The sequence below is a fragment of the Petrocella sp. FN5 genome, from assembly GCF_029210395.1.
Classification (GTDB): domain Bacteria; phylum Bacillota; class Clostridia; order Lachnospirales; family Vallitaleaceae; genus Petrocella.
The window spans coordinates 1-18607 of the sequence record NZ_JARGDP010000014.1 but is presented as its reverse complement, the minus strand read 5'-3'; the positions used below and the strand labels follow the sequence as shown (position 1 = coordinate 18607).

The 18607-nt window shown below is 36.8% G+C and carries 16 protein-coding genes; all 16 read left to right on the top strand.

Annotated features, from left to right (window positions below):
* The 16 genes from P0N36_RS05750 (at window position 1) to P0N36_RS05675 (ending at window position 18600) form a co-directional block, all read left to right on the top strand.
* The gene (locus P0N36_RS05750) at window positions 1-1980 is read left to right on the top strand and encodes an S-layer homology domain-containing protein (protein ID WP_275841887.1); all 1980 of its coding nucleotides are present in this window, start codon (window positions 1-3) and stop codon (window positions 1978-1980) included.
* Between the two features lie 71 nt (window positions 1981-2051).
* A complete protein-coding gene (locus P0N36_RS05745; RefSeq protein WP_275841886.1) occupies window positions 2052-3017 on the top strand; it encodes an S-layer homology domain-containing protein in 966 nt (321 codons plus the stop codon).
* 12 nt (window positions 3018-3029) lie between these two features.
* Window positions 3030-3749, top strand: a complete 720-nt coding sequence (locus tag P0N36_RS05740) for a YveK family protein (RefSeq protein WP_275841885.1) — start codon at window positions 3030-3032, stop codon at window positions 3747-3749.
* Window positions 3746-4456, top strand: coding sequence for a CpsD/CapB family tyrosine-protein kinase (locus P0N36_RS05735; protein ID WP_275841884.1), 711 nt, complete (start codon window positions 3746-3748; stop codon window positions 4454-4456). The genes P0N36_RS05740 and P0N36_RS05735 overlap by 4 nt, the downstream gene beginning before the upstream one ends.
* Entirely contained in the window at window positions 4443-5840 is a 1398-nt protein-coding gene (locus tag P0N36_RS05730) for a CpsB/CapC family capsule biosynthesis tyrosine phosphatase (protein WP_275841883.1), read from the top strand. The genes P0N36_RS05735 and P0N36_RS05730 overlap by 14 nt, the downstream gene beginning before the upstream one ends.
* Before the next feature lie 473 nt (window positions 5841-6313).
* Window positions 6314-8215: a polysaccharide biosynthesis protein gene (locus tag P0N36_RS05725; protein WP_275841882.1), complete on the top strand. Its 1902-nt coding sequence runs from the start codon at window positions 6314-6316 to the stop codon at window positions 8213-8215.
* A gap of 136 nt (window positions 8216-8351) precedes the next feature.
* Window positions 8352-9566 (top strand): DegT/DnrJ/EryC1/StrS family aminotransferase, encoded by a 1215-nt coding sequence (locus tag P0N36_RS05720; RefSeq protein ID WP_275841881.1) that lies wholly within the window; start codon window positions 8352-8354, stop codon window positions 9564-9566.
* Window positions 9567-9578: 12 nt separating this feature from the next.
* The gene (locus tag P0N36_RS05715; protein WP_275841880.1) at window positions 9579-10181 is read left to right on the top strand and encodes a sugar transferase; all 603 of its coding nucleotides are present in this window, start codon (window positions 9579-9581) and stop codon (window positions 10179-10181) included.
* A 16-nt stretch (window positions 10182-10197) separates the two neighbouring features.
* The gene (locus tag P0N36_RS05710; protein ID WP_275841879.1) at window positions 10198-10923 is read left to right on the top strand and encodes a GNAT family N-acetyltransferase; all 726 of its coding nucleotides are present in this window, start codon (window positions 10198-10200) and stop codon (window positions 10921-10923) included.
* 15 nt (window positions 10924-10938) lie between these two features.
* Window positions 10939-12135 carry a glycosyltransferase family 4 protein gene (locus tag P0N36_RS05705; protein ID WP_275841878.1) on the top strand — a complete coding sequence of 399 codons (1197 nt, stop codon included), beginning with the start codon at window positions 10939-10941 and terminating at the stop codon, window positions 12133-12135.
* A gap of 16 nt (window positions 12136-12151) precedes the next feature.
* Window positions 12152-13171, top strand: a complete 1020-nt coding sequence (locus P0N36_RS05700; protein ID WP_275841877.1) for a polysaccharide biosynthesis protein — start codon at window positions 12152-12154, stop codon at window positions 13169-13171.
* On the top strand, window positions 13171-14280 hold the full coding sequence (locus tag P0N36_RS05695) for a capsular polysaccharide biosynthesis protein CapF (protein WP_275841876.1): 1110 nt from the start codon (window positions 13171-13173) through the stop codon (window positions 14278-14280). The genes P0N36_RS05700 and P0N36_RS05695 overlap by 1 nt, the downstream gene beginning before the upstream one ends.
* Window positions 14281-14283: 3 nt before the next feature.
* A complete protein-coding gene (wecB, locus tag P0N36_RS05690; protein ID WP_275841875.1) occupies window positions 14284-15411 on the top strand; it encodes a non-hydrolyzing UDP-N-acetylglucosamine 2-epimerase in 1128 nt (375 codons plus the stop codon).
* A gap of 15 nt (window positions 15412-15426) precedes the next feature.
* The gene (locus P0N36_RS05685) at window positions 15427-16506 is read left to right on the top strand and encodes a hypothetical protein (protein ID WP_275841874.1); all 1080 of its coding nucleotides are present in this window, start codon (window positions 15427-15429) and stop codon (window positions 16504-16506) included.
* A 4-nt stretch (window positions 16507-16510) separates the two neighbouring features.
* Window positions 16511-17920, top strand: a complete 1410-nt coding sequence (locus P0N36_RS05680) for a hypothetical protein (protein WP_275841873.1) — start codon at window positions 16511-16513, stop codon at window positions 17918-17920.
* Between the two features lie 119 nt (window positions 17921-18039).
* On the top strand, window positions 18040-18600 hold the full coding sequence (locus P0N36_RS05675) for an acyltransferase (protein WP_275841872.1): 561 nt from the start codon (window positions 18040-18042) through the stop codon (window positions 18598-18600).
* Window positions 18601-18607: the final 7 nt, after the last annotated feature.

Below are 18607 nucleotides of genomic sequence, written 5' to 3'. Positions count from 1 at the left end.
ATGTTAAACAAAACAAAAAAAGGAATGTCGGTATTACTAGCACTGGTAATAGTATTATCTCAAATGACAATGGTAACAGCGGCTACTTCAGATTATCAAGATCATTGGGCTCATACTAATATCGAAAAATGGATGGAAATGGGTATTGTCAATGGGTACCCTAGTGGAGAATTCAAGCCTGAAGCACCCATTACGAGAGCTGAATTTGTAACTGTAATCAATAATATATTTCAGCTTGAGGAAAAGACAGACGCTACATTCACAGATGTAAAAGCAACCGATTGGTTTGAAGATGCAGTTATAATGGCATTCACAGCAGGTATTGTGCAAGGGCATAACAACCAGTTCAAGCCGGATGACCGTATCACCCGTCAAGAAGCGGCCATTGTACTTACCAATGCCTTTCAATTGATTGGTACAGATGCATATGCTTATAGCACTTACGCAGATGCAGCAGATGTAGCGACGTGGGCAGCAACACAAATGAGTGTCCTAGTAGAAAAAGGCTATATGCAAGGAAGAAGCAACAACGTTTTAGCACCAATGAGTAACTTAACAAGAGCAGAAGCGGTTACATTACTCAGTAACATCGCAGGTGAACTGATTACTGAACCAGGAACAGTAACCGACATGACTTATGAAGGCAACCTTGTCATAAGCTCAACAGGCGTTGTTCTAAAAGACACAATTATCAAAGGGAATCTATACATTACACAAGGTGTAGCCGATGGTGAAGTAGACTTGGACAATGTAAAAGTACTCGGTGAACTAGTGGCTTTTGGCGGTGGTGAGAACACCATTACCTTAACCAACACAGAAGTAGGAACCCTTCGTGTCATCAAACACAACGGAAAAATCCGTATATTGGCAATCGGTAACACGAAAGTGGACCAAGTAGATATGTACTCCGGTGGTAAACTTGAAGAAGACGGAACCTTAACAGGAAAAGGCTTTGGAAACGTTGAGATCTATACCGTAAGACCGGGAGAAACCTTAACACTTGAAGGAGACTTCGATAAAGTGACACTAAACACACCTGTAAAAAATATGGTAATCAGTGAAGGTTCAATAGGTACACTGGACATCAAGAAAAATGCAGAAGGTTCAGAGATCAACATCGATTCTACCGGTAAGGTTGGAACTTTAATCTTATCTGGATCAACCACTGTAACAGGTACAGGAACGATTGACAAAGCGGTTGTTGAAGCAAATGGCAGCACCATGACCATGACACCAACAGAAACAACAGTATCAAAAGACGTAGAAGTAGAAATTGGCGACAAGACCGTTACAGAAGACGACAACACCGAGGAACCAACATCAGGTGGCGGCGGTGGCGGTGGCGGATCAACACCTACACCTACAACAACCTTAACATTTGAGATGTCCATTGGTGCCGATGAAAAAGTTATAACCATTTCAGCAGCAACCAACGCATCCTATACAGAGATATTACGTCAAGTACTGAATGCATCTTACAATGAGTTTGATACAACCTATGATGCTTATATCGCAAATGTTGAAGCACATGAAGGATCTTTCCTTATAGATTCATTAACCCTCTTCTTATATGCAGATCAAGCAGATCTATCCGGAACCATCTACTCAGCTGTACCTTTATCAGCTGGAGCCACTTGGACAGAGCTAGAGAAGAAAACAACATTAAAAGAAGCTCTAAGAATTACCAGAGATAACTACAACAACTTAGAAACCGTTCAAGCAGATCTAACAACCATCGCAGAACGTGTCGACTTTAGAACCATTGAATATGATGGACAACAGTACAAAAGCGTAGTTATTAAAGACAGCCAAGATAACATTGTAGCATCCTATACACAAGATGAAGGCGACAAAGCTGCCTATATTAATGCCTTATTCAATGAACTAAAAGCTTTGACCATGTCAAGTGATGTAAGCTATACCGTAACCACAACACTTGCTGATAACACACAACGCATCGCAACATTTGGCGCTAATTAGTCAATACAGAATAATGATGATGCAAAGTGGGCCTATGGCCTGCTTTGCATATCTTTAAAAAAGAGGTACATATGAAAGTGACCAAAAAACCAGCAAAACAAATCATAGGCCTATTACTCTTGATTGCCGTAATGAGTCAGACCCTATACGCCTTTACAGATCTAGAACCCAGTAAAGAATCAACACCCTACATAGAAGAATTATTTAATAGAGGTCTCATCAATGGTTACACAGACGGCACCTTCAAGCCGGACAAAGCCATAACCCGAGCAGAATTCTTAACCCTCATCAACCGTACATTTGGATATGACATAGAATCCGAAGATGTACGATTTAGTGACGTTAAGGGCAATGAATGGTTTATAGCACAACTTAGAATCACCATGAAAGCCGGTTACATCAAGGGCTATCCTGATGGCACCTTCAGACCCCATCAGCTCATATCCAGACAAGAAGTAGCAACCGTACTAAACCGTATCTTAGGCTACACACCAAAAACATATATGACGACTAAAGACATCTTAGCCACTTGGGCAAGAGATGACATTCAGAGCCTGTTGGCCAATGAAATCATGTTCTTACAAGACGGTTACTTTAGAGGGGACGTACCCATTACCCGTGAAGACACCGTCATATCATTACTCACCATCTTGCATCAGAAGGAAGCGCTAGAAGAAAAAGAAGTACCGGGACTACCGGGAGGTGGCTATACCATCATCAATGGCGATATTCCGACCCAAGAGATACGCTATGCCATGCAAGTCACAGTATTAGGACTCGACGAAGTACTAAGTGGCAGCACCAAATATGCTCAGAAATTAACAGCAGACCATCTGCAGATTGTACAAGACATTCAGCACGCCATGACAAGCTATCTTGCAGATTATACATACGACTATGAAGGTGCAGCAGAAGCCGTCAATATAAGGTATAAAAAACTAACATCAACGGAACAGAACAATATTAAGAACGCCATCAGCGCTTCTGTACCCTACACCTATTTGGATACATTAAAACAATTCTTCGGGACAAAGTAAAGGAACAAAATCATGCAAGAATATGAAGAAATAGATCTACTAGAATTAATCAAGACCCTATGGAAGAGAAAATGGATTATCGTCGCTTGTGTAATCGTCGCAACCCTCATAGGTTTTTCTTATACCAAGTATGCCATAACACCCATGTATGAATCCAAAACCACACTCATGGTCAACGGATCTAAGAGTTCAGGACTAGGCGACATTGCCTCCAGTTTTGATTTGGGTAGCATTAACATGAGTCAGAAGTTGGTTGTAACCTACAGTGAGATCGTTAAGTCCCGTATCGTACTTGAACAAGTCATTAACCGCTTGGACTTGGATCTATCCTATGGCCAGCTACTAGGACGGATTACATCCCTACCGGTAAAAAACACAGAGATTCTTCAAGTATCTGTCAAGCATGAAGACCCACAACAAGCGGCTCTAATAGCCAACACAATAGCAGATGTGTTCATAAAAGAAGTCATGCGCATCATCAAAGTAGATAACGTAGAGATCATCGATCAAGCCATCGGTATCCACATACCCATTAATGTCAAGACGGTTATGAACACAGCTATAGGTGGCATATTAGGTGGCATGATTGGCGTCGGCATCATATTCTTGATCATCCTATTTGACCGTACCCTTAAGACGGCAGAAGATATAGAAAAGCACTTAGGCCTACCGGTCCTTGGCACCATCGTCGACTTCAAAAATCTAGAAACAAAACAAGAGGTAAAATCATGAAAGATATAATCGTTCATAACAACCCCAAATCATCCATATCAGAAGCCTATAGAGCCATTCGTACCAATATCGAATTTGCCAATATCGATAAGAATATTCGGACCATATTGGTCACCAGCACCACACCAGGAGAAGGCAAAACCACCACCCTCTCAAACATCGCCGCAACCATGACACAAAACGATGAGCGGGTACTGGTGATAGACTGTGATATGAGAAAACCAAGGGTCCATAAAGTCTTTGGTATCTCCAACAAAAAAGGCTTAGCAGACATGCTCAGAAAAGAGCATAATTACGCCGACTACATCCAAAAAGTTGAAGACCTTAATCTAGATGTGTTAACGGCAGGCAAGATTCCAACCAACCCATCAGAGCTCTTACACTCCAAAGCCATGAAGAATCTCATCACAGCCTTAAAAGAAGAGTATGACTATATATTCCTAGACACACCACCAGTGACACCGGTTACAGATGCAACCATATTGTCAGGGTATATTGACGGGGTCATCTTAGTGGTAGCTTCAGGTGCAGTGGATATTGATCTGGCCAAACGGGCGGTGCAGTCTATGACCACAATTGGTGCCAACATCTTAGGTGTTGTCATCAACAAGTTAAAAGTAGAAAACGCCAAACAATACCAGTCCTACTATTATTACCAATCCAAAGAGACAGAAGAAGAGGAGGAAGATGTTCATGAAACTATATGACATGCATTATCATCTTATTCCGGGTGTTGATGATGGTCCTGACACCCCTGAACAGGCTCTAGACATGGTAAAAACCAGCTACGATCAAGGGGTGAGAGGGATCGTGGCAACCCCTCACCTGAACCATCCCGCAGAATTCAGAGGTAACAAAAGCATAAACCAAGACATGAATCATGACTTTGAGGTGATACGTACCCGTATTCAACAAGCCTATCCGGAGATGGAAGTCTATCAAGGGGCTGAGATCTATTTATCCAAGAAGGACCTGAACCATCTAGACCAAGTTAAGATTAGAACCATGAACGATACACGTTATATCTTAGTAGAATTTTCCAGAGATATTACTTTTGTAGAACTGGACCATGGACTACATGAACTCATGTTACTGGGTTATCAACCCATACTGGCCCATGCCGAGGTCTATAGATGCTTTACGGACCACATGGAAGAGCTTATGAAGCTACGTGAGCAAGGCACCTTGATTCAATGCAGTGCAGGTAATATCATAGATTTTCAAAAAAGACCGGAGAAAATAAGAGCAAGCAAAATGCTGGGCCATGGTCTTGTAGACATGATTGCAAGTGATGGCCACAATATGGATACAAGAAGACCGGATATCGGTCAGGCCTATGCCTATGTCAAGAGGAAATATGGTATAGAAGAAGCACAAAGATTGTTTCAAGTGAACATACAGACCATGTTAACCGATGGTATTGTACCTCAGCCATCAAGAGTGATACATAAGTTCCAACCGAAGAAAAAGAAAGTGGCCTGGATGGCTTCTTTGATGACCATAGGCATCTTCGGAATCGGTCTATTCATCACTGGTGGTCTAAATGCCAAGGAAGAACCATTAAACCAACCCTATGAGCAGAACATAGACTATAGAGTCGAAAGCAGTGCTATCTCCAAGGTAGAAGAATTACAAGTAGAGAACTTAGAACATCAACAAGAACAAGAAGATACAATGCATCAAGAAGAAGCGCTAGAGATACCAACCAACAAGACAAGAGAAAACATGGACCCTCTACTAGATGGATACAATAGGATTGTTCAGGCCTATCAGAGCTATCTGACAGAACTTGAGACCCATTACAAAACACAAGTAGACATATATTTTACTGAACTAAAAGAAGCATCCAAGATAGAAGACAGCCTCACAAGAGAAGAGACCATCAAGACCATTCGAGCACGAATCGGTAAGCTTGAATCGAGGTCGGACAATGAAGTCTACAAGTCCTTATATGATCTACAAAACGACCTAGAAGACCATCAATACGACGTCGCCGTTGTTCAACAGCTTAGAGACCATTACAAGGAAGTAAAAGTAACTGTATCAGAAGCCTATCAAAAAGAACTCGAAGCCCATTATAGTAAACAATAGGCCCAAGCAAGCTCAAGTCATACACATAAAGCAGGTATTGCCATATAAGATGGTTATTCTGTCCTAAAAGACATAATAAAATAAATACTCTGTCTTGACAGAAATTACCATAAACTATATACTAATAAAAGACATGAAATATTCATAATTCATTCATATCTTTATAACAAATCATATGGCCTTCAGCGCTATAATATTATGGATTTATACTTTTATAAATCAAGAGAACTAAGGGGAAATAATCATAGAGCCTATAAAAAGATAGCTCAGGTTAGATAATAGGGAGAGTAAAACGTAGCTGCATATTGAACCATTCAAAAAATACCCTAACCCTTACAAATGAATAGAACCTATATTTAGACTATACTTTTTTGTTACCTTTTATTAAAAAAGGCATAACTTTGAGAGGTCATTTTGACAATTCAACGCGTTAAAAGCAAGTTTTCACTGGGAGTAAGAAAGAAGGGTTAGACATGATTACAAAAGTGACCAGACAGGTATCTTTATTGATAACGGACATCATAGCTGTAAATGGCGCATTTTTACTGGCATTGTTCTTACATAATGAAGGCAGTATTTCAAGCACAACCATCACGGCCTATTTGGGGTCAGCCTTCGTCTTAACCATAGGCAAGCTTTTTATCTATCGTTATTTCGGACTCTATAACAGCTTATGGGCCTATGCATCCGTAGAAGAATTGATGAAAGTGGTTGCAGCGGGTATTGCAGCCAATATACTGGGCACTATATATCTGATTTCCATGGGCATTCGACTTTATTTTGGTGTCTATATCATCGGTGCCATCCTTGAGATTACCGTCGTCGGTTGCATCCGTTTTAGCTACCGTTTCTTTAGAAGGGTTAAGAACCATTACCCTATAACCAGACAAGAATGTACGAATAACATATTGGTGGTCGGCAGTGGTGCCACAGGCTCCCTTATAGCCACAGAGATTAAGAACCATTCAACCGCTTATGGCCAAGTCATCGGTTTCATTGACGATGATGAGCACAAGCTCTATAAGACCATAGCCGGTGTGAAGGTCCTAGGTAACTACCACGACATCTACAGTGTGGCCCATCGGTTTAAGATTGATGAGATTATCATAGCCGTTCCCACAGCATCAGGCGCCGTCATGAAGCAAATCATAGAAGAAAGCAAAAGAAGCGATGCCAAGGTACGAATCATGCCGGGCATCAGGGAAGTCATTGACGGTCAAGTATCCCTAAGCAAGATTCGCGATGTAGAGATTGAAGACTTGCTAGGCCGAGACATGATTAACTTGAATGTAACAGAAGTGGCCAGCTACATTGAAGACAAAGTCATCATGGTCACAGGCGGTGGCGGGTCCATCGGGTCAGAACTGTGTCGTCAGATTGCCAGATTCTTACCCTCCAAGCTGATTATCCTAGATGTCTATGAGAACAATGCTTATGACATCCAGAATGAACTTCATAGAGAATATGGAGATGAGTTGAACCTAGATGTGATCATCGCTTCGGTCAGAGACCGAGACAACATCTTCTCCATCGTAGAAGAACACGCACCGGATGTCATCTTCCACGCGGCAGCCCACAAGCATGTCCCTTTAATGGAGCGTGCACCCAAGGAAGCCATTAAGAACAATGTCTTCGGCACCAAGAACGTAGCCGAAGCCGCTCATGAGTTCGGTGTAGAGCGCTTTGTCATGGTCTCCACAGACAAAGCGGTCAACCCAACCAACATCATGGGTGCCAGTAAGCGAATCTGTGAGATGATCATCCAAGGCCTAGCCAAAGAGAGTGAGACCAAGTTCACCGCCGTGCGATTTGGCAACGTCCTAGGCAGCAACGGTTCCGTCATACCCCTTTTTAGAAAACAGATTAAAGAAGGTGGACCGGTAACCGTCACCCATAAAGAGATCGTCCGTTACTTTATGACCATCACTGAAGCGGCCCAACTGGTCATCCAGTCCGGCGCTATTGCAAGTGGTGGTGAGATCTTCGTCCTAGATATGGGAGAACCGGTTAAGATCTACGATCTGGCCCTTGACCTGATTAGACTCTCCGGCCTGAAGCTAGGCGAAGACATCAAGATCAAGGTCACAGGCCTAAGACCTGGTGAGAAGCTCTACGAAGAACTCCTCATGGACGAAGAAGGCCTACAAGATACCAAGTATGAGAAGATTCATATCGGCCAACCGGGAGAGATCAACTACCATGAGCTGAAGAGTGCCTTAAACGAACTCCTGGTCATTCTCAAGTCACGAGAGACCGAGAACCTCATAGAGATGGTCCAAGCCATCGTACCCACCTATCGTAACAACTTAGAAGTCAACAGCGAGAACAAACACAAGCATGAAAACGCAGACAGGTATAAGTTAGCCAAAGCATAATAATTAGGTGTGAGCCCTATGACTCACACTTAATTTATGGGATGAGATACCGGATAGTAGTTAAGCAAATACCTTGTATTGAGTATTGTTAAAGACTTGAGTATAAACAAAGGATTATCATTAGAGGGAGAGAAAGATGACTGAATTAAGAAGCATCCCATTTTCACCACCGGATATAACAGATGAAGAGATTAATGAAGTAATAGACACTTTAAGATCCGGCTGGATAACAACAGGACCAAAAACCAAACTATTTGAAAAGCAAATTGCGGGGTATTGCAACACTTCAAAAGCCGTTGCCCTTAACTCAGCAACATCTGCTATGGAGATGACCTTAAGAGTACTAGGCATAGGGCCAGGAGATGAAGTCATTACTTCTGCATATACTTATACAGCCTCAGCAAGTGTTATAACACATGTAGGTGCAAAAATTGTACTTGTAGATACTGGAAAAGAGTCCTTCCATATTGATTATGAGGCTATTGCGGATGCGATTACAGAGAAAACAAAAGCCATCATACCAGTGGATATTGGTGGTGTGATGTGTGATTATGACAAGATATATCAAGCTGTTGAGAGTAAGAAAAAGCTATTTAAGCCTTCGAATGATCTACAGAAATCATTTGGAAGAGTAATAGTTCTTGCTGATGCAGCCCATTCAATAGGATCGACTTATAAGGGGAAGATGAGTGGCGAAGTTGCCGACTTTACATCTTTTTCTTTTCATGCAGTAAAAAACATCACAACTGCTGAAGGGGGTGCAGTTACATGGAAAGATATAGATGGTTATGATAATGAAGAGATCTATAAACAATATATGTTACTTTCCCTTCATGGCCAGTCAAAAGATGCATTTGCCAAAACAAAACCAGGGGCATGGGAATATGATATTATCGCTCCCAACTATAAATGTAATATGACGGATATCATGGCGTCTCTTGGACTTGCACAGCTTAGGAGATATCCTAGCATAGTTCAAAGAAGAAAAGAAATCATAGAGAAATATGACATGTTAATAAGCGATTTGGATATAACACCTTTGAAGCATTATGACGAAGTCAATCAATCATGTGGCCATCTTTATTTATTAAGACTTAAGGGTAAAGATGAAGCATTTAGAAATGAAATAATAATAAAAATGGCCGAAAGTGGTGTATCTACTAATGTACATTATAAACCACTACCAATGCATACAGCCTATAAACATTTAGGCTTTAAAATGGTAGACTATCCCAATGCTTATGATATGTATAGAAATGAGATTACAATGCCACTGCATACATTATTAACGGATGGGGATGTTGAGTATGTGGTTGGTAGATTAAAAGAAGCATTAGAAGAGGTAAAGTAATGAGGTGAAGGCATGTATAGTAATATTTTTAAGAGGATATTGGATTTTATATTAGCAATCATTGCGCTACCATTTTGGCTGATTATTTTAGCTTTTATTGGTCCTATGATTTATTTTCAGGATAAAGGATCAATTTTCTATAATGCACCTCGATTAGGTAAGAATGGAAAAGTTTTTAAGATGTATAAGCTTAGGTCCATGAAAATGAACGCACCTGACATACGCAATGAAGATGGGTCCACGTTTAATGCTGAAGATGATCCAAGACTTACGAAAATAGGTAAGTTTATTAGAAAGACAAGCCTAGATGAGACTCCTCAGCTTCTCAACATCATCAAAGGTGATATGAGTATTATTGGACCTAGACCGGATCTTCCGGAGCATAAGGAACTGTATGAAGGAAATGAAGTTAGAAAACTTGAGGTAAGACCAGGTGTGACCGGATATAACCAAGCATACTATAGAAATACAATTCCTTGGAAAGAAAGAATCAAGCATGATATTTACTACATTGATCATCTAACGATATTGATGGATATTAAAGTCTTTCTAAAGACTGCAGTCTCAGTACTTAAGAGAGAAGATGTATTTTTAGAAAAGAAATCAGATAGATAGAATGGTGAGAATAATAATGAGAAGTAAAAATTATGAGTGCAAACCTCTACAGTGGGATACAGATTACTTTGGTGTAAGTTCAGCTAGGGTTAATCTAAGTGGCATTGTTGATGACGTGGGTCAAGAAGAGATAATCGATTTTTGCACAGGATATGATTTTGTTACCATCTCTAACCTTGACAACATAAAAGAAAATAACAACTGGATAGGCAATAGAACGAATGCTTTTCTGGCTGATATGAATATTCAGTTCCTAAAAGTCTTGGCAGAAAAACCAGACGATCATGATGAGAAAACCTATGTGGTGAATAACTTATCTAGGAATGAGAAAATAGTTGATATTGCAAGAAAGTCATATAAGTATTCTAGGTTCTTTAATGATCCAAAGTTGCCTCAAGAGCAAGCAAAGAACATCTATCTTCATTGGACTGAGTGCGCGTTTTGTCAAGAGAATAAGTACTTTGTTATTTCTGAGAGAGAAGGTAATGTAGCTGGGTATATACTTTTTACCATTAATGAAAACAGCAGTATAATTGAATTAATTGCTGTTGATGAGAATTACCAAGGACAACGAGTTGGAAAGTCACTGATTCATTCAATGGAATCATTTGCTATAGATCAAGGAATAAAAGATATAAAAGTAGGAACACAGGTGAATAACATATCAGCAGCACAATTTTATAATGCTATGGATTTTAAATATGTAAGCTGTGGGAGTATGTATCATTTGTGGAGAAGATAGTAGGGAGAACGTGCAATGAGAGTTTTATATATCGCAACTTCATTTCCAGAACCTGATAAGGGAGCAACCATTTACACTGATTTAGCGGAAGGGCTTCATGAAGCGGGACATGAAATAACTGTAGCAGTTTCAGATCAGGCAAGAAACTTAAGCCAAACACAGATGAAAAAAGAACGCGGATTTGACGTTCTTAGAATTGTCACAGGTAACTACTATGATGTTAGCCTCATAGAAAAGGGGATTACCACCTTGAGAATTCCTTATTTTATGAAAAGAGGCATTTCAAAATACTTAAAAAACAATATATATGACTTTATATTATATGAATCACCTCCGGTAACAAATGCAAGTCTAGTAAACTGGGCCAAGAAGAAGTATCGGTGTCCTTCATATTTAATGTTAAAAGATATATTCCCACAGAATGCTGTTGACATAGGGATAATAAAAAAGAATAGTCCATTATTTTTTTTCTTCAAGCATAAAGAGAAAAAACTATATGAATCAGCAGATATTATTGGTTGTATGTCTGAAGCAAACAAACATTATATAATTAAACACAATCCATGGCTAAATACGAATAAGATCGAATTGTTTCCTAATACAAAAAAAATATCTAATGAAATTGAACCAGCTGAATTTGAAATGAGACAAAAATATTTTATTCCGGAGGATGCTTGTGTATTCCTTTTTGGTGGGAATATGGGTAAGCCACAATATGTTAATTTGTTATGTCAAGCAATTATAGATTGTAAGAATGATAAAGGTATTTATTTTCTTTTTGTAGGAAGAGGTACAGAAGTATATAAACTTGAGAATATAATAAATTTAGAATCTATAAAGAACGCAAAAGTAATTGAGAATTTACCAAGAGATCAGTATGAACAGATTACTAAAGAAAGTGATGTAGGTCTTATAATTCTAGATCCTCGATTCACAATACCAAATTATCCATCAAGAATCCTATCATATATGGAATATTCAAAACCAGTAATAGCAGCAACTGATAAATCAACCGACTTAAAAGATTTAATTGAAACATCAAAGTGCGGCCAATGGGTATGTTCAAGTGATAAAGATAAGTTTGTAGACGCAATAAGAAAAATATCAAAGAATCCATCACTTAAAGAAATGGGAAGCAATGGTAGAAAATATCTGGAGCAAAATTTTTCATTGATAAGTTCTGTTAATATACTTGAAAAACATTTTAATTAAGAAATGAGGTAGCACAATGTTTAAAAATAAAACTCTATTAATCACTGGTGGAACAGGTTCTTTTGGCAATGCAGTTATGAAAAGGTTTCTAAATACGGATATTGAAGAAATTCGTATTTTTTCTCGTGATGAGAAAAAGCAGGAAGACATGAGAAAACTCTATAAAAATGATAAGCTTAAATTCTATATAGGAGATGTTAGAGATCTTGCTAGTGTTAAGAATGCAATGCACGGTGTAGATTACATCTTCCATGCAGCGGCACTTAAGCAGGTCCCTTCGTGCGAATTTTTCCCACTTGAAGCTGTTAAAACCAATGTACTCGGTACAGATAATGTACTTACAGGTGCAGTTGAAATGGGTGTGAAAAAAGTCATATGTCTTTCGACAGATAAGGCAGCTTATCCGATAAATGCAATGGGTATTTCTAAAGCTATGATGGAAAAAGTATTTGTAGCAAAAGCAAAGACAGTAGATCCAGAAAAAACCCTTATTTGTGGTACGAGATATGGTAATGTTATGGCCTCAAGAGGATCTGTAATTCCACTATTTATCGACCAGATAAAAAGTGGACAACCTTTAACGGTGACAGATCCTAATATGACGCGTTTTCTAATGAGTCTTGTAGAAGCTGTAGAACTGGTTGTATTTGCATTTCAAAATGCAGAAGCAGGAGATATTATGGTCCAGAAATCACCGGCATCTACGATTCGAGACTTAGCACAGGCAATCAAAGAACTATTTAATGCGGATAATGAAATAAAAGTGATAGGTACACGTCATGGTGAGAAACTATATGAAACACTTCTTACAAAAGAAGAACATGTTGTAGCAAGAGATATGGGTGGATTCTATAAAGTGCCGGCAGATAAAAGAGATCTTAATTATGATAAGTATTTTATAGAGGGCGATCAGAAGCTTTCTTCAGAAGATGAATACAATTCACATAATACAGAAAGATTAAACATTGGACAAATTAAAGAGAGGCTTTTACAATTAGACTATGTAAGAGAACAGTTGGAAAGTTGGGGTAGATAATGAAAATATTGGTCACAGGAGCAAAAGGTTTTATTGGGAAAAATCTAATAGCAGAACTGAAAAATAGAAAATATACGGATATCTATGAATTTGATAAAGATACAAAATCTGTTCTGCTTGATGAATACTGCAAAGAAGTTGATTTTGTATTTCATCTTGCAGGTGTAAACCGACCAAAAGAACAATCTGAATTCATGGAAAGTAATTATGGACTCACTTCTGATTTAGTTAGTACACTAAAAAAACATAATAACAACTGCTCTGTTATGCTTTCATCTTCTTTACAAGCCGAACTAGACAATCCATATGGAGAGAGTAAGAAGGCAGGAGAAGATCTTCTATTTGAATATGGTATAGAAACCGGTGCAAAGATATTGATCTATAGATTTCCAAATGTTTTTGGAAAGTGGGGCAGGCCAAATTATAACAGTGCTGTAGCGACATTCTGTCATAATATTGCACATGACCTTCCGATTCAAGTGAATGATCCAAGCGTAGTAATGAACCTTGTATATATAGATGATGTGGTTAGCGAGCTCATCAATGGACTAGAGGGTCATGAGAATAGAGATAATCTATTTTGCAGAGTTCCGATCGTGCATACCATATTACTTGGTGAAATAGCGGATTTGATTTATTCATTTAAGAAATGTAGAGATGATAAATCAGTCCCAAATATGTCGGATGCATTTACTAAAAAGCTATATAGTACATATTTAAGTTATCTGCCTGAGAATCAGTTTAGCTATGATCTAAAGATGAATGTGGATGACAGAGGTTCACTTACAGAGTTTATTAGAACCCCTGATAGGGGTCAGGTTTCAGTCAATATCTCAAAGCCTGGCATCACAAAAGGTAATCACTGGCATCATTCTAAAAATGAGAAATTCTTAGTTGTCAGTGGAAAGGGCGTTATTCGGTTTAGGAAGATTGATTCAGATGAAATATTGGAGTACTTCGTAAGTGGAGACAAGATGGAAGTTGTTGATATCCCAACAGGCTATACACATAACATAGAAAACCTAGGCAAGACAGATATGGTAACCATTATGTGGGCCAATGAAGCCTTTGATCCTGAAAAACCGGATACTTATTTTTTGGAGGTATAACAGATGAAGAAATTAAAAGTAATGACAGTTGTTGGTACCAGACCTGAGATTATCAGACTATCAGCTGTTATTAATAAATTAAATGAATCAGAAGCCATTGATCATATTCTTGTTCATACCGGACAAAATTATGATTATGAATTAAATGAAGTTTTTTTTAATGACTTCAAGCTTAAGAAACCGGATTATTTTCTTGATGCCGCTACAGGAACAGCAGTAGAAACAATAGGTAACATACTGGTGAAGATCGATCCGATTCTAGAAGCGGTCAACCCGGATGCATTTTTAGTTCTTGGAGATACGAATAGTTGTCTCAGTGTAATAGCAGCTAAAAGAAGACATATCCCAATCTTCCATATGGAAGCAGGGAATAGATGTTTTGATCAGAGAGTACCGGAAGAGACGAATAGAAAGATTGTAGACCATACAGCAGATATTAACTTAACCTATAGTGATATTGCTAGAGAGTACCTTTTAAGAGAAGGAATCCCTGCAGATCGAATCATTAAAACTGGTAGCCCAATGTTTGAAGTTCTAAGTTCAAGAAAAGATGATATCGAGAATTCGGATGTACTTGAAAGATTAGGACTTGAGAAGGATAAGTACTTTGTTGTATCAGCCCATAGAGAAGAAAATATCAGTTCAGAACAAAACTTTATGGATCTAGTAGATAGCTTAAACACAATAGCTGAAAAATATCAAATACCCATAATCATGAGTACGCACCCAAGAACTAAAAATATGATAGAAGCTAAGGGCATTGAGTTTAATCCTCTAATTAGAACCATGAAGCCTCTTGGTTTTAATGACTATGTAAAACTTCAAAAATATTCAAAAACTGTCCTCAGTGACAGCGGAACGATTAGTGAAGAATCTTCGATTCTTGGTTTTAAAGCGCTAAATATTAGGCAAGCACACGAAAGACCAGAAGCTATGGAAGAGGCATCCGTGATGATGGTTGGACTAAAGAAAGATAGAATTCTTCAAGGATTAGAAGTCCTGGAGACTCAAGAAAAGAATATATTAAGATTGGTTACTGATTATAGTATGCCAAATGTATCAGAGAAAGTATTGAGGATAATATTGTCTTATACGGACTATGTTAATAGAGTGATTTGGATAAAAGATTAAGTTAGGAGAGGTTATATGGCAAGGATTGCAATACTGAGTACTGTTAATTTCAAACATATGACAGTACTTACTTTATATACGGACTTTTTAGATAGAAATGAAATACCTTATGATGTAATTTATATCGACAAATATGGAGAAAGTGAGGAGAATAATGCAGTAGATACTTATTCATATCAATTATCAATAAATAGAGAATGGAATTTTCTACGAAAATTAAGAAGGTATTATGGATTTCATAGCTTTGCAAAAAAAATAATTAAAGGTAAAGATTATGATTTTTTGATTGTCTGGAACAGTTTTACTGCAATAATGTTTATTGATTTGTTAGTACTAAAATTTAAAGGTAAATATGCTTTTAATATACGTGACTATAATTTTGAAAAAATACCTTTTGTATATTTTTTAATGAAATTAATTATCAAGAAATCTAGTTTTACAACAATTTCATCATATGGGTTTAAAAAATTTTTGCCTAAACATGAATATCTTAGTATTCACAGCTTCAATGAAAATATTCTGCTAAATATTGAACCTAGAGAGAATATGAGTAGGAAATCATTACCTATTAGAATAAGCTTTATAGGATATGTCAGATTTTTTGAAAATGACAAAAAATTGATTGACCTACTTGGAAATGATAATAGATTTATTGTTCAGTTTTTTGGAGAAGGTGCACAGTATTTAAAAGAATATGCAGAAGATAATAATTATAAAAATGTAATATGTGTGGGCAGATTCAAGCCTTCCGATACAAGTTCATTTTTAGCTATAACAGATATTGTTAATAATTTATATGGTTATGGTAAGATTGAACTTGATACTGCTATATCGATTAAATCGTATTATGCAGCATATCTGAATATTCCTATACTTGTGTTTAAAGATACATATATGGAAGAGGCAACTAGAGGTTTTAATTTTATTTGTGACCTTGAGTCACAATCATTTCCTGATGATCTCTATAATTGGTACACTTCCATAAATCATGATATGTTAAAATTGAATTGTAACCAATATTTAGTTGAAGCAAAACAAGAAAATACATACTTTAAAAGTATTTTAGAAAAGACAATTGATTGTAAAGAGGAATGAGTTCATGAAAAACTTAGTTGTTATACTAACTTCAATAGTAGCCTTTATTATTATTATAATTAGACCTCAGATTCCAGGCTACGAATTTTTATTTATATTTCCACTGGCGTATTTAGGATGTTATATATTTTTAATAAATCCTGCTATTGTAAAAGCAAAATTTATTATTGGTCACATATTTTCTATATATGCAGGAATAAGATATATTATTGCTCCGACACTGATTGCAATTGCTGGCATTAGAAGTTCACCATATTTTTTAACAAGCAATACTGATTCGATACAAAAAGCAACTTTTCTCATGTTGTATGAGTTAATTATTATGAGTTCTTTTCTCAATTTTTTCATGACTATTAACAGGTTTAGATATAATAACCTAATTAAGAGAGAAGTGAAATTAAAAGGTGGAAAAATTGTTTATTTGGTATTGGGTCTTGTATCGATTCTAATAATAATCTTGATACCAGCAGCAGCAGAAAATTTATCTTTTCTGATAATAAGAACTGATAGTGGCATGAGAGTTAATGAAGATATTGGTTCAAATATAATGTTCTTAAGACAAATTATTTTAACGGCAGTAACAATGTTATTTATTGTAATTATTTCCATAGCACATGAAAGGTTCAATAAATCTAGTAAAAAGAAATATTTCTATTATGCAGTATTTGTTGCTTTCATAAATATATCTATTATAGTTGGAGAGCGGAGAATAATGCAAATTTATACCGCTTTTGCTACTGCATATGTGTTAATTAATTTGTTTCCACAATATAAAAAAGAAATAGCTAAGTTGATTTTTTCACTCACATTTATAGTGGTTGGATTGATGAGTGCTTATAAGTTCTTAAATGTATTTATGTTTGATAGCTATGCTACTGCAATTGCTTCTAATAATCTGGACATAGATACATATTCTGTCTTGATGCAATCATATTTTTATGGTCCTCAAAATGTTGCCATTTCCGTAGACTTAGCTAAAACAGAATTTCAGCCAATCTCAAGACTTATTTATGATATGGCCAGATCTACTATGGGCTTGAACTATCTAGTCAAGGACCTTATGATGACAACCAGTGATATCTTTAATTCATACATTTATGGAAGATTTATGCCATCAGGACACCCTGTTTCAGGAATTGGGTATGGTTATTTATATTTAGGTGGTCTTTTATCACCATTTATTTCTGTACTATTTTTAAATTTAGCTATTAAAGTTGAGTATTTGATGAATAAAACTAACGCCTTAGAAATGAAATATATATATTCATATATTTTCCTAAGGTTAGCTGATCCATTTTCTTCCATGCCGGCTAAAATTAATATTGTGACTTTGATACTATTTTCTTGGGGCATTGTCTTTATAGTTTCATATTTAATAAGGTATATAACCTCAAAAAAAATTGCTACTGTTTGAAGTATTATGAAAAAATATTAGACACTGAATAGAAAAATATTAGTCAAATAGTACTAATTTTTAAAGATTGAATTGATATATATTTTGATGTTTATAATCATTTTGAAAGGTGCAAAAATATGTTGAAACGGATGTATTATAGTAAAGTTTTAAAAGTAATATTGAGATTTTTTTTAAGTTTTATTTATAAAAAGAAATATCTAAAAGGTCAATATTTTGATGAAAAAAGAATGGGATGGATATGGGCAATTAGAGGAATTGGTGGCAGATTTTTTGGTGAAAACAGAAATATTCCTTGGCCTGTACATCCACGTACTATAATTTCAAATCCAAATAATATAGAATTTCACATAGATAATATTAATATATTCCAGACACCTGGTTGTTATTGGCAGAATCATGATGCAAAAATTGTAATTGGAAGAGGATGTCAAGTTGCGCCTAATGTAGGAATCATAACAACAAATCATGATTTATATGATATTTCAAAACATGTTGCAGGAGAAGATGTGGTTTTAGGTGATTATTGTTGGGTTGGTATGAACTCTGTTGTTTTACCAGGAGTTGAACTTGGTGCTCATACTATAGTAGCAGCGGGTGCAGTGGTTACAAAAAGCTTTTTGGATGGATATTGTGTAATCGCGGGAGTTCCAGCAAAAAAAATTAAAGAAATCAATTAGTAAATTA